10 protein-coding genes are annotated in these 11,870 nt (G+C 60.8%); 7 read left to right on the forward strand and 3 right to left on the reverse strand.

Features of this window, described 5'->3' with window-relative positions; translation table 11 throughout:
• Positions 1-8 precede the first annotated feature (8 nt).
• Genes AC2FLO_RS21295 through AC2FLO_RS21305 form a run of 3 tightly spaced genes read right to left on the reverse strand, consistent with a single transcriptional unit; the run spans position 9 to position 2,568 of the window.
• Positions 9-524, reverse strand: coding sequence for a flavin reductase family protein (locus AC2FLO_RS21295; protein WP_480477541.1), 516 nt, complete (start codon positions 522-524; stop codon positions 9-11).
• Positions 524-1,414, reverse strand: coding sequence for an aldo/keto reductase (locus AC2FLO_RS21300; RefSeq protein ID WP_480588879.1), 891 nt, complete (start codon positions 1,412-1,414; stop codon positions 524-526). The genes AC2FLO_RS21295 and AC2FLO_RS21300 overlap by 1 nt, the downstream gene beginning before the upstream one ends.
• Positions 1,414-2,568: an LLM class flavin-dependent oxidoreductase gene (locus AC2FLO_RS21305; RefSeq protein WP_496754744.1), complete on the reverse strand. Its 1,155-nt coding sequence runs from the start codon at positions 2,566-2,568 to the stop codon at positions 1,414-1,416. The genes AC2FLO_RS21300 and AC2FLO_RS21305 overlap by 1 nt, the downstream gene beginning before the upstream one ends.
• A gap of 105 nt (positions 2,569-2,673) precedes the next feature.
• Here AC2FLO_RS21305 and AC2FLO_RS21310 point away from each other — a divergent pair, with 105 nt between their 5' ends.
• The 7 genes from AC2FLO_RS21310 to AC2FLO_RS21340 all read left to right on the forward strand — a co-directional run bounded on the left by AC2FLO_RS21310 (position 2,674) and on the right by AC2FLO_RS21340 (position 11,848).
• Complete coding sequence (locus tag AC2FLO_RS21310; RefSeq protein ID WP_496754746.1) at positions 2,674-3,384, forward strand: GntR family transcriptional regulator; 711 nt, start codon at positions 2,674-2,676, stop codon at positions 3,382-3,384.
• A 12-nt stretch (positions 3,385-3,396) separates the two neighbouring features.
• The gene (locus AC2FLO_RS21315) at positions 3,397-4,497 is read left to right on the forward strand and encodes a Gfo/Idh/MocA family protein (protein ID WP_496754748.1); all 1,101 of its coding nucleotides are present in this window, start codon (positions 3,397-3,399) and stop codon (positions 4,495-4,497) included.
• A 243-nt stretch (positions 4,498-4,740) separates the two neighbouring features.
• Positions 4,741-6,837: a hydantoinase/oxoprolinase family protein gene (locus tag AC2FLO_RS21320; protein WP_496754750.1), complete on the forward strand. Its 2,097-nt coding sequence runs from the start codon at positions 4,741-4,743 to the stop codon at positions 6,835-6,837.
• Positions 6,834-8,486, forward strand: coding sequence for a hydantoinase B/oxoprolinase family protein (locus tag AC2FLO_RS21325; protein ID WP_496754751.1), 1,653 nt, complete (start codon positions 6,834-6,836; stop codon positions 8,484-8,486). The genes AC2FLO_RS21320 and AC2FLO_RS21325 overlap by 4 nt, the downstream gene beginning before the upstream one ends.
• Complete coding sequence (locus AC2FLO_RS21330; protein ID WP_496754753.1) at positions 8,483-9,550, forward strand: pyridoxal phosphate-dependent aminotransferase; 1,068 nt, start codon at positions 8,483-8,485, stop codon at positions 9,548-9,550. The genes AC2FLO_RS21325 and AC2FLO_RS21330 overlap by 4 nt, the downstream gene beginning before the upstream one ends.
• Complete coding sequence (locus tag AC2FLO_RS21335) at positions 9,547-10,287, forward strand: maleate cis-trans isomerase family protein (protein WP_480588898.1); 741 nt, start codon at positions 9,547-9,549, stop codon at positions 10,285-10,287. The genes AC2FLO_RS21330 and AC2FLO_RS21335 overlap by 4 nt, the downstream gene beginning before the upstream one ends.
• Positions 10,288-10,597: 310 nt before the next feature.
• Positions 10,598-11,848: an aminotransferase class V-fold PLP-dependent enzyme gene (locus tag AC2FLO_RS21340; RefSeq protein WP_496754755.1), complete on the forward strand. Its 1,251-nt coding sequence runs from the start codon at positions 10,598-10,600 to the stop codon at positions 11,846-11,848.
• Positions 11,849-11,870 lie beyond the last annotated feature (22 nt).

An 11,870-nucleotide genomic window follows, 5' to 3' on the forward strand; every position in this document is an offset into this window, starting at 1 on the left:
GATCGCGCTTAGTGCTGCGCGAATTGGCCCATTTTCCCGGCGTAGAACGTCAACGCGTCGCCGTCGCTCATGCTGGCCTTCAGGACTTTGCCCACCACGATCACGTGATCGCCCGCGTCGTGATAGGCATGTTGTTCGCATTCAAATCGTGCCAGGCAATCCGACAGCAGCGGGGTGCCGTTTGCACAGCGCTCATGCCGGATGTCGCGCAGGGCATGGGCATCTTTCGAGCAGCCAAAACACAGCTCGGCCTGCGCTGACGATAACACATGCACTGTGAAATGCCGTGCCGCGCGAAAATAGGGGAACCGGCGCGAGTTGCGGTCACCGGCCCACATGATCAGTGGCGGGTCCAGCGACAGTGAAGAAAAGCTGTTGGCCGTGATGCAGATCGGGCCGTCACCGCTGTCGCATGTCACAATGGTAACGCCGGTTGCGAACCGCCCAAAAGCATCCCGTAGGGTCCGGGTGTCGTCCTTGTGTGGCACAAAAGTGTGGGTCATGTTCCTTGAGATTGCGTTCATTATGCTACCTCATGCCCCAGCGCCGCCTCGTACAGGCGGAACCAGGTTTCGCGATCAATTGTGACTTTCAGCGCGTCCGAGATGCGTTTGATACGGTTCAAGTTGTTGGTGCCCAGAACCGGCAGAATGCCCGCCGGATGAGCCAGCAGGAAGGCCACGGCCACAGCGGCCCGGTCTACACCGAACTCTTCTGCGATTTCATCAGCGACAACCCCAACGGGCGGGTTTCCGGCCATCAACAGCCCACCCCCCAGCGGCGACCACGCCATAAGGTGGTGCCCGTGCTGTTGGTGAAACGCCAGATCTCCGTTGGTGAAAGGGGTGATCTCGCCCAGTGAGATCTCGATCTGGTTGGTGACCAGCCGGGTTTTCATCGCCGATTGCAGCAGGGTCCAGTCCCACGGACGGAAGTTCGAAACACCAACCGCGCCCACCTTGCCGCTGGCGACAGCCTCATCCAGTGCTGCCCCGGTTTCGTGGTGGTCCATGAACGGATCAGGGCGGTGGATCAGCAACAGATCGATGTGGTCGATGGCCATCTCCGACAGGGACGTGTCGATGGACTTCAGGATATGCGCGCGCGAGGTGTCATAGTATTTGACCTTCGCATCGGAATGCCGCCCCACGGGCGCGACGATGTCACATTTGGTGACGATCTCCATCTTTTGGCGCAGGCCGGGATTGGCGCGCAAGGCGTTGCCCAGAACGGCTTCGGCCGCGTATCCGCCATATATGTCGGCCTGATCGAAGGTGGTGATGCCCTGATCAAGACAGGCTTGAATCTTGGCCTCGACATGCCCTGCCGAGGTGTCGCTATCGTCACCCAGCCGCCACATGCCATAGACAAGGCGGCTCATTTCCAGCGTCGGGGATAGTTTCACACGTTGCATCAGCGGCGCACTCCATTGCCCAGCGGCGTGGCCGGGGGTGTCTTGGGCACACGCCCGTACGCTTCGGGCAGCGAGCATGTTTTCAGATGCGGCATCACACGAGCACCGAAATGCTTGGCCTCATCCATGTGCGGATAACCCGAGAAGATGAAGGCGCGAATGCCCATCTTCCGGTAGTCTTCGATCTTTGACATGACCTGATCGGTTGATCCCACCAGTGCCGCACCACAGCCCGAACGGGCGCGGCCGACACCTGTCCACAGACCGGGTTCCACATAGCCATACTCATCCGCCAGATCGCGGTTCTTGGCCTGATGCGCCACACCCAGCGAGGTCGCATCCAACGCACGCTCGCGGATCGCGCGGCCATAGTCGTCATCCAGTTTTGAAACGATGTAATCCGCGTATTCCTGCGCCTCGGCCTCAGTATCGCGAACGATCATGTGAACCCTCAGGCCGTAATCCAGCGTACGGTCATAGCTTTCGGCAACCGCGTGCACAGCTTTCATTCGCTCGGCCAGTTGATCCCTGGTTTCCGGCCACATCAAATAGACGTCACAATGCTCGCCGCACAGCTCCAGCGCCGCCGGCGAATAACCGCCGAAATACAGCAGCGGCCCGCCAGTCTGATAGGGCCGCGCCGGGTCGGTTGTCAGACCTGTAAAGTTGTAGACCTCGCCCGCATGGTTGATCTCCTCCTGCGTCCAGGCCTGTTTCAGGATCTCGACCACTTCGCGTGAGCGTTGATAGCGATAGGCACTGTCGGCCTTTTCGCCGGGAAAATCGGATGAAATGATGTTGACGGTCAGCCGCCCCTTCAGCATGTGATCCAGCGTTGCGATCGTGCGGGCCAGCATGATCGGCTGCATCTCGCCGCAGCGCACGGCGGCCAGCAGGTTGATCTTTTGCGTGATCGGCGCACAACCGGCGACAAAGCTCAGCGTGTCCTGCCCAACCTGATATGATGACGGGCACAGGATGTTGCGGAACCCCTGCGCCTCGGCCTCTTTCACGATGCCCGAGCAATGCTCCCAGCTGGACCGCAGATCACCGTCGGGCACACCCAGAAACTGATAATCGTCCGAACATAAGGCCGCGAACCACGAAACCTCGGCCGCATCCAGATCAGGGGATGTGATGGGGACGATGGTCATATGATTCACGCTCCGTACATCTTTTACTTTCCTCTTGCGTAGCAACCGCATTGATGTAGATCAATAGTGTATCAATTTTTTCTGCGACCTAATGAAGCGCCTGAAATGCCCCTCAGCAACCGAAATCCCAATGCGCTGCCCATCTATGTTCAGATCGCCGAGCTGCTGATCCGCGATGTCGCCGCGGGTCGTCTGATCGACGGTGAGCGTTTGCCCCCAGAACGCGACATGGCGGCCGAGCTGAGCGTGTCGGTCGGCACGCTGCGAAAATCGCTCGCTGAGCTTGAGAAAAAAGGCATGTTGGAGCGTATTCAGGGGTCAGGAAATTACATCCGCGAGACCGGAACTCAGAACAGTGTCTACGCGATGTTCCGGCTGGAACTGCCCCAAGGGGGCGGGTTGCCGCGTGCGGATATCCTGTCGGTCGATCATCTGAAGAAACCTTCCGATCTGCCCGGTTTTGGCACTTCAGACACCGGATCGCGCGTACGTCGGATGCGCTATCTGAATGACACAATCATCGCGGTGGAGGAAATCTGGCTGGACGAATCAGCCGGCCTGATCAAGCGAAGCCTGCTGTCGGACTCGCTCTACCGCTATTATCAGCACCAGCTGGGCTTCTGGATATCACGGGCCGAAGATCGCGTATCGATTGGCCAGCTGCCCGATTGGACGCCCGCGGCGTTCACCAAAGCCGCCGGTGAAACGGTGGGCTATATCGAACGGTTCAGCTGGTCGGACAAGGCCGAACCTGCCGAATTTTCAAAGACCTGGTTCGACCCGGACCGGGCCACCTATGTCCAACGTCTGAAGTAAAAGGAAACGCGCATGACCCGGACCATCAATTACGGGCTGATCGGATGTGGCATGATGGGGCAGGAACACCTGCATAACATCGCCCTGCTGGACGGCACGCGTGTCGCGGCGATATTCGAACCCGATCCCGGGATGGCAAAAGCCGCACAGGCGATTGCGACGGGGGCGGTTATGGCACGCTCGGTGCAAGAGGTGTTGGATATCGAAGACCTAGATTGCCTTGTCATAGCCAGCCCAAATCACCTGCATGTCGACCAGATCTGTGAAATCGCGCAATCGCGCCCTTTGCCGCTATTGGTGGAAAAGCCCCTGTTCACCAACCCCCAGGACGCCGCAAGGCTAGAGAAGGTTCAGCGCGACTATCCACACCCGATCTGGGTCGCAATGGAATACCGCTATATGCCGCCCATCGCGACCCTGATCGACAAGATAGGGGACACTGGCGGGGTCAGGATGCTGTCGATCCGGGAACATCGCTTTCCATTTCTGCGCAAAGTCGGCGACTGGAACCGGTTCAACCGCAACACCGGCGGCACCTTTGTCGAGAAATGTTGCCACTTCTTCGATCTGATGCGGCTGATCCTGCAATCCGACCCGGTGCGGATCACCGCAAGCGGCGGGCAGGCGGTGAACCATCTGGACGAAACCTATGGGGGCGAAACACCTGATATACTGGATCACGGCTATGTTCTGGTTGATTTCGCCAATGGCACGCGCGCGATGCTCGAGCTGTGCATGTTCGCCGAAGGCGCCCGTTATCAGGAGGAGATTTCGGCCATCGGGCCCAACGCCAAGGTCGAGGCTCTGGTGCCGGGGCCGGGACGGTTCTGGCCCGACCATCTGGGAACACCGCCCGTGCCGCAGGTCATCGTCAGCCCGCGGGACCCCAAGGGGCCAATATCGCAGGATATCCCTGTCGATCCCCGCTTGCTGGCTGCCGGTGACCACAACGGCTCGACCTATTATCAGCACAAGGGGTTTCTGGATCTGGTGCGCGGGCACAAGGCCGAACCGGATGTGACAGTGCAGGACGGTCTGTGGGCTGTAAGAATGGGCTTGGCGGCGCAGCAGGCCCTGCAAACCGGCGAAACGGTTCACCTAAAGCACCCTTAGACTGACCCCAGGCAGGTTCAGGGCAGAACCCTCTGCGGCGACAAATGTGTCGCTTGCGGGCCAATCTGTCGTAAACCAGCTAGTGAAGTGGGGCGCAGTAGGGGACAAAACTGTATGACCTGTCAGTGTATTCCCACCCGTCTGGATCGCCGTGCGACCGGCTGTGATCTGGTCGCGACGCGCCGGTAACCGCCCTGCGGGGCCGTTCTGCCTGCCTGCTTTCAGACGACAACGGAATACCTCATGACAACCGCTCTGCGCCTCGCCATTGATATTGGCGGCACTTTTACCGACACGGTCCTCGTCTCGGGTGATGAGACGATACTTGCCTCCACCAAAACCCTGACCACCCACCAGAACCCGGCAGAAGGCGCACTGGAGGGCGCACGGCGCGTCATGGCGCAGGCTGGCCAGTCTCTGAAGGATGTCACCGGGTTCATTCATGGAACAACTCTGGCGACCAACGCGCTGATCGAACGGCGCGGGGCGGTCGTGACCACAGTCTGCACCGAAGGGTTCCGCGATATTCTCGATATCGGGTACGAGCGTCGGTATTCCCAATACGACATCAACCTTGAAAAGCCGGACATGCTGGTGCCGCGCGAACGCTCGTTGACCATATGCGAACGAATGTCGGCAGAAGGCAAGGTGCTGATTGAACTGGATGAAGGGAAAGTAGACCGGTTGCTGGCCGAGATTGACGCCAGCGGGGCCGAGGCGGTGGCCATCTGCCTGATGCACTCTTACGCCAACCCGACCCACGAACGGCGCTTGCGCGATCTTCTGGCGCGACACCGCCCCGGCTTGACCGTCTCGATCTCGTCCGATGTCAGCCCCGAAGCGCGTGAATTTGACCGGCTCTGCACCACTGTGGCCAACGCCTATATTCAACCGTTGATGGAAAACTATCTGACCCGGTTTGTGGATCAGTTCACGGCCGAGGGCGTAACCTGTCCGATCCTGATGATGACGGCAGGCGGCGGTATGTGCACGATCGGCACCGCCACGCGTTTCCCCATTCGTCTGGTGGAATCCGGCCCCGCCGGAGGGGCCATTCTAGCCGCTCGCATCGCGGCGCGTGCCGGGTTGGATCAGGTCCTGTCTTTCGATGTGGGCGGCACCACCGCCAAGCTCTGCCTGATCGACAAGGCGCGCCCCCAGACCTCGCGCTCATTCGAAATCGCCCGCGCGGCGCGGTTCATCAAGGGGTCGGGAATGCCGGTGCGCATTCCGGTGATCGAGATGATTGAAATCGGTGCTGGTGGCGGTTCGATCGCGGGTGTTGACCGTCTCGGGCGTCTGACGGTCGGGCCAAAATCGGCAGGCTCGGAGCCCGGGCCGGTCGCTTTCATGCGCGGCGGCATCGATCCGACCGTGACCGACAGCGACATCACTCTGGGCTATATCGTGCCCGACACTTTTGCCGAGGGGCATATCCAGCTTGACCCCGATGGGGCAAAGGCCGCCCTGAGACGTGTGATCGGGGACAAACTGGGGCTGGATGCAACAGGTGCGGCAGATGGGGTCAGCCGCATCGTTGTCGAAAGCATGGCCAGCGCCGGGCGGATGCATGCGGTCGAAAGCGGCAAGGACCTTGGCCCGCGCACCATGATTGCCTTTGGTGGCAACGGGCCGCTGCATGCCACCCGCGTCGCCCGGTCCGCCGGGGTGTCGCGTATCGTGATCCCGCCCAATCCCGGTGTCGGTTCGGCGGTTGGGTTCCTGTTTGCCCCGGTATCTTTCGAAATCGTCCGCTCGCGCTATTCCCTGCTCGACAGCATGGACATGGACGGGGTGAACGCCCTGTTTGATACGATGATTGCCGAAGCAAAAGAGGTCGTCGCCCAAGGGGCAGGGGATGCACCCACCGAAACCCTGCGCACCGCCTTTATGCGCTATAGCGGGCAAGGGCATGAGATCGAGATTACCTTGCCGGACCGCGCCCTCACACGCCGGGATATCGCCCCGCTGACTGCCGCATTCGAAGAAGAATACCGCAAACAATTCTCACGCCCTGTGCCGGGGATGAAGATCGAGATCCTCAATTGGGCCGTTCGCGTTGCCACCCCGGACAAAGCGGTGCCCACGGTGTTGGAAACGCCGGGCAAAACCGAATTTCAGGTCACGCAGACGCGCCCCATCACCTGTGATCTGGATGGCACGGTAAAACAGGCCGCCTTTCTCGCCCGCGCCGATATGCGCCCCGGTGACCATGTGGCAGGCCCCGCGCTGATCCATGAACCACAAACAACCACACTCGTTTCCGCCGATTTCTCGGCCCAGATGGACGCAATCGGCAACCTTGTCCTGATACAGGACCAGAAAGGAGGCGCAAGATGACCGCTGATCTGTCCCCCGCCCGCCTGCAAGTGATGTGGAACCGTCTGCTGGCTGTGGTCGAAGAACAGGGCCAGACCCTGATCCGCGCAGCTTTTTCGCCCATCGTGCGTGAATGCGGTGACATTTCCGCCGGGATATTCGACGTGAATGGCCGGATGCTGGCGCAGGCCGTGACCGGAACACCGGGCCATATCAACACCATGGCCGAGGCCGTGCTGCACCTGCGCGCCCGTTTCGCGGTGCAGGACATGCGCCCCGGCGACATCTACATGACAAACGACCCGTGGCTGGCCTCGGGGCATCTGAACGACTTCCTGCTGATGATGCCCGCGTTCAAGGACGGCAAGGTGGTGGGCTTTACCTCCTGCACCTCGCATCTGGTGGATCTGGGCGGTCTGGGTATGGGACCTGAAGGCTCGGACATCTATGACGAAGGCCTGCTGATCCCGCCTTGCAAACTGGTCGAGGCCGGAACGCCCAATGCGCTGCTGATGGATATCATCCACGCCAACTCTCGCGAGCCAGTGGCCAATGAGGGCGACATCTACGCCCTGATCGCCTGTTGTGAGGCCGGGGTGAACCGCCTTGTCGCGATGATGGAGGAGTTCGGGATCGAAGATCTGGACAGGCTTGGCACCTATATCATCGACACCTCGCGCAAAGGCGCGTTGCAGGCCATCGCCGAGGTGCCCGAAGGCGTTTACAAAAACGTGCTGCACATGGACGGCTATGAAGCCGAGCTGGAGCTGCACGCGACGCTCACCGTGACCAAAGACGGGATGCATGTCGATTTCACGGGCACGTCCGGGTGTTCGAAAAAGGGCATCAACGTGCCTTTGAACTATGCGACCGCCTATACGGTCTTTGCCCTGCGTTGCATCGTCGGGCCGGATATCCCGAACAACGCAGGCTCGTTGGAACCATTCACGGTGGAAGGCCCCAAGGGTTGCATCCTGAACGCCCAGCATCCGGTGCCAGTGGCCATGCGGCATACGCTGGGGCAGGTCACACCGGATCTGGTTCTGGGCTGCCTGCATCAGGCGCTGCCCGAACAGGTGCCTGCCGAAGGGGCCTCGTGCATGTTCGACCTGCCAATGCGCCACGCTCCCGAAGTGGCGTCGAATGGCGGGCGCGAATTTGCCATCGAACCCGTTCACAATGGCGGCACCGGGGCGCGACCCCACGCGGATGGCCTGTCCGCGACAGCCTACCCTTCGGGGGTGTTCGGCTCGCAGGTCGAGATAACCGAAAGTGTCGCCCCGGTGATCATGTGGCGACGCGAATTGTTGCCCGACTCGGGCGGCGCGGGTCAGTACAGGGGAGGATTGGGTCAGCGGATCGAGATGACGTCTGCCAACGATGCCCCCTTCATCGTCTTCCTGTCGGTCGAACGTCTGAAATTTCCGGCTCTGGGCCGCATGGGCGGCCTGCCCGGCGCACCGGGACGTATCCGGTTCCGCGATGGCGGCGGTGATATTCCGGGCAAGGGCGAGCTGCGCGTGGAAAGCGGCGATTACCTGATCTTCGATACCCCCGGCGGCGGCGGCTTTGGCGATCCGGCCGCGCGCAACCCAGAGGCGCTGGCGCTGGACCTCAGGCGCGGGCTGGTCACAGAAGGAGGGGCCAAAGCCTATGGGGGTGCCTCATGATCCGCGCAGTTGATCACATTCGTGCCATGGCGGCCTATGCGCTGGCCGATCTGGGCGCGCCGGACACTGTATCTCTGGCCCAGAATGAAAGCGCTTTCCCGGTCAGCCCTGCCGCAATTGCGGCGGGGCAGGCGGCATTGCACCGGATGCCGCTTTATCCCGATCCCGACTGGTCGGACCTGCGCGCCGCCATCGCTCAGGTGCATGCAGTGTCAGCCGACAACATCCTGTGCGGTGCCGGATCGATGGAGTTGATCGGCTGCCTGATCCGCGCCTATTCAGGGCCGGGCGACCATGTATTGGGCACGGATTACGGCTATGCCTATGTGGCCTCAGCCACGGCGCAGGTGCGGGCAGACTATGTGAAAGCGCGCGAGGTTGATCTGACCGTCTCGGTCGATGACATTCTGGCCGCTGTCACACCTGAAACCCGGATCGTCTTTGTCTGCAACCCCGGCAACCCGACCGGCACCCTGATCCCGAATGCCGAGATCATCCGCGTGCGCAACACCCTGCCCGGGAACGTGCTGCTGGTGGTCGATCAGGCCTATGCCGAATTCGCCGATCGCGATCACGACCCGGCTGAAATCTTTGCCCTCGTTGCACGTGGGGATACCGTGGTCATACGCACCTTCTCAAAGGCTTACGGTCTGGCGGGCGCGCGCGTGGGATGGGGTCTTTTCCCGTCAGAGGTCGCGATTGAGCTGCGAAAGCTGCTCAACCCCAACAACGTATCGACCCTCTCTCAGGCCATGGCAACGGCAGCGATGCAGGATCAGCCCCACATGCGCGACACGGTTGCCAGAACCGCCGCCATCCGGGATGGCTTTGCCGATGGGTGCCGGGCGCTGGGATTATCTGTTCCGCGCAGCCACACCAATTTTGTCCTGATCCGCTTTGCCGATGCCGCGACGGCGCAAAAAGCGGATGCCGCGTTGCGCAAAGCGGGTTTACTCATGCGCGGAATGGGCGGCTATGGCCTCGCGGATTGCCTGCGCGCCACGATCTGCGACACGGCAGTGATGGAGCGCTGCCTGACTGTTCTGAAAGAGGTGACGTCATGACCTTTGAAACCCGGACACGGGCCAAAATCGGGGTGCTTGTGCCCTTTACCAACACCAATCTCGAAGCTGACATGATGCTGATGCGCTGCCCGGACACGACGGTGCATTTTCAGCGAATGGGTGGCTATGACGTGGATGAGATCCCCGGATCGGATCAGATGGCGGGTCTGGGGGCCTCGGATATCAGCCACGACCTCAAGATGATCTCGGGCGTTCGGCCCGATGTGGTGCTCTATGGCTGTACCTCGGCCACGCTGACCCATGGCCCGTCCTTTGACCACCAGCTGGCGCAGGACATCAGGGCCGCGTCGGGGGCCGTGTGTATTACCGCCGCTGGGGCGCTTGTTGCTGCGATCCATGCGCTCGACCTGTCCCGGGTCGGTTTTTCTTCGCCCTATCTGGGCGAGATCAACACGCAGGCCATGGATTTTCTGACGCAGAACCGGATCACAACGGTGAATTGCGCCGATATCGGCCGCGAGCTGGGCAATTACGGGCAGGGCGAACTGACCCCGGACGAGGTTTTCGACCTTGCCATGCAGGCCGACCACCCAAAGGCCGAGGCCATCATACTCAGCTGCACCGACATGCGCGCAGTCGAGGCCATAGACCGGATCGAAGCGGCCCTTGATAAACCTGTTGTGACGTCCAATCAGGCCATGATGTTTGCCCTGATGCGGGCGCTTGACCTGCCAAGGCACGGGACTGTTCCGGGGCGGTTGTTTGATCTGCTATAGCCTTGGGTCAGGCAAAAGCATGGAACCCGCCCCGGTCGGCTGCCCGCATCAAAGGCGGATGCGCACCGGCATATGGGGCGGGTATTCCAGCCCACCCAACGCGCCGTGTCGCAGACGTGACTGTATTTACGTCGCAAAAGAACAAGATACCGCGCCCTCTACGCCATAGTCGGAATAAGGGCCGATCGGGATTGAAGCACATGTTGAACCAGCTGCACAGTCACGGGAAATTTGGCCTGCCCCGCGGGGAAACCATCTTAGGCTTGTCTGAAACATCATACGTTCAAAAAATACAAAGGTGCCGCTTTTCATGAACCAAATTTCGGAAAATCTGCTGAACCAGATCCGCGACCGTTTTGCCCAGATCGATCACTGCCCCGAACAAGGCGAGCGGATATTTTTCGAAAACGCCGGCGGGGCTTTGACACTGAAATCCGTGCTGGACAGCTCGGCACGTCACGCCGCAATCCCCGACAATCAAGGGCGCGACAATCCGGGGTCTCATGCGCTGGTAGCCACGATCAACGCGGCCAAGGCCGATATGCGGGATTTCATGAATGCACCCGGTGGTCAGTTTTTTGTCGGTGAAAGCGGCACCGAACTTTTGTTCCGGCTGATCATGAACGCCTGTCTGGGAACCGGTCCGGGGATTGTGCTGGGGTCGACACTGGAACACCCCGCCACACGGTCAGCCTGTGATCGCTGGGCCCGTATTGCCGGGCAGACCCATGTGCTGGTGCCCCACGATGACGATACCGGCACCGTGACTGCCGACGCCTATGCCGCGGCCGTCACCCCCGACACCAAAGTGGCGACAATCCTGCACACCTCACCGGTGACAGGCATGGGCGTCGATGTGGCCGCTGTTTCACAGGCGATCCGCGCCGTGGCGCCAGACTGTTTCATCATTGTCGATGGCATCCAGCACGCCGCCCATGGCCGGATCGATCTCAGCGCGTATGACGTCGACGGCTACGTGATCTCGCCCTACAAGGTGTTTTCGCGCCATGGCTACGGCGTTGCGTGGATTTCCGACCAGCTGACGCGGCTTGAGCACAATGCCCTTTTGGACGGTCCGGCAGATAACTGGGAAATGGGCACGCGCGATACCGGGGCCTATGCGACCATATCCGACGTTGTGTCTTATTTCGAATGGCTTGGCAGTCAGGTCAGCGACGCCACCGACCGGCGTGCCAGATTTCTGGCAGCGGGCGAAGCCATCCACGCGCAGGAAAAGGCACTGACCGACGCGATGATCCACGGCACCGGCAACCTGAGCGGTCTGGCCGAGATGGAGAAGGTCTCCATTCTGGGCGGTGCCGACAACCCCGCACGCGAAGGGCTGGTATCGCTGTGCGTTCAGGGCGTGGCCTCGGCGGATGTCGTCAAACGGCTGAACGATGAGGGTATTCGCACCCATTTGCGCAAGGCCGACCATTACTCTGGCAACATATTGACGCCGCTGGGTTATGACGCCTGCGTCCGGGTCTCGATGTGCCACTACAACTCGATCGGCGAAGTCGCCAGATTTCTGGCTGTCATGAAAGAAATCGCCGCCTGAGCTGCGGCGGACCAAGGGACAA

It is taken from the genome of Ruegeria sp. TASC047 (genome assembly GCF_059612445.1).

Bases quoted from the DNA above. Each gene is read 5' to 3' on its own strand.
- AC2FLO_RS21295 (WP_480477541.1), bottom strand. From the start codon at position 524: ATGAACGCAATCTCAAGGAACATGACCCACACTTTTGTGCCACACAAG.
- AC2FLO_RS21300 (WP_480588879.1), bottom strand. From the start codon at position 1,414: ATGCAACGTGTGAAACTATCCCCGACGCTGGAAATGAGCCGCCTTGTC.
- AC2FLO_RS21305 (WP_496754744.1), bottom strand. From the start codon at position 2,568: ATGACCATCGTCCCCATCACATCCCCTGATCTGGATGCGGCCGAGGTT.
- AC2FLO_RS21310 (WP_496754746.1), top strand. From the start codon at position 2,674: ATGCCCCTCAGCAACCGAAATCCCAATGCGCTGCCCATCTATGTTCAG.
- AC2FLO_RS21315 (WP_496754748.1), top strand. From the start codon at position 3,397: ATGACCCGGACCATCAATTACGGGCTGATCGGATGTGGCATGATGGGG.
- AC2FLO_RS21320 (WP_496754750.1), top strand. From the start codon at position 4,741: ATGACAACCGCTCTGCGCCTCGCCATTGATATTGGCGGCACTTTTACC.
- AC2FLO_RS21325 (WP_496754751.1), top strand. From the start codon at position 6,834: ATGACCGCTGATCTGTCCCCCGCCCGCCTGCAAGTGATGTGGAACCGT.
- AC2FLO_RS21330 (WP_496754753.1), top strand. From the start codon at position 8,483: ATGATCCGCGCAGTTGATCACATTCGTGCCATGGCGGCCTATGCGCTG.
- AC2FLO_RS21335 (WP_480588898.1), top strand. From the start codon at position 9,547: ATGACCTTTGAAACCCGGACACGGGCCAAAATCGGGGTGCTTGTGCCC.
- AC2FLO_RS21340 (WP_496754755.1), top strand. From the start codon at position 10,598: ATGAACCAAATTTCGGAAAATCTGCTGAACCAGATCCGCGACCGTTTT.